The sequence below is a fragment of the Paracoccus sp. IB05 genome, from assembly GCF_016405985.1.
In the GTDB taxonomy this organism is placed as follows: domain Bacteria; phylum Pseudomonadota; class Alphaproteobacteria; order Rhodobacterales; family Rhodobacteraceae; genus Pseudogemmobacter.
This window is the reverse complement of record NZ_JAEFCF010000107.1, coordinates 1-520: the sequence shown is the minus strand read 5'-3', so window position 1 is coordinate 520 and position 520 is coordinate 1. Positions and strand designations below refer to the sequence as shown.

Genomic DNA, 520 nt, shown 5'->3' with positions numbered 1-520 from the left:
TCCGCTCAACCGATCCGCATTCAGGCTCAGCGCCAGAACCCCCGCAAGATCGCCGCGCACGTCGATCTGTAGCGCGCCGCTCTCCGCGGCTGGTAGCAGCACGATCTCCTGCACCAGTGAGCGCAGAACGCCATGCAGTTGAGCTACACCCCGGAAATCGGACAGTGACGGAAGCTACGATCTGAAGTTTGCTGGTCTCCAAGGACAAGGAGATCAGGAATGCGGAAGCGCAGGAACCATGACGCTGGCTTCAAAGCGCGCGTGGCGCTTGAGACCGTGAAGGGCGAGCGCACTGTGTCGGAGCTGGCGGCCGAATACGGCGTGCATCCGCCGATGATCCATCAGTGGAAGAAGGCGCTGCCCGACGGGGCTGCGGATATCTTCGGGCGCGGCGGCAGAAAGCCCGTTGCGGAAGTGGATGAGGAGACGGTCCGGTCGCTGCACGCCAGGATCGGGGAGCTGGCGGTCGCCAACGATCCTCCGCAGGGCTTTCGCGGCCCCACTGGGGCCACGGTCCCTG

1 protein-coding gene is annotated in these 520 nt (G+C 64.8%); it reads left to right on the top strand.

The genetic code is table 11. The features are described 5' to 3' along the window. Positions 1–219: 219 nt before the first annotated feature. Positions 220–520, top strand: a 301-nt coding sequence (locus JC607_RS25255; RefSeq protein ID WP_233093163.1) for a transposase, incomplete at its 3' end; no start/stop codon positions are given.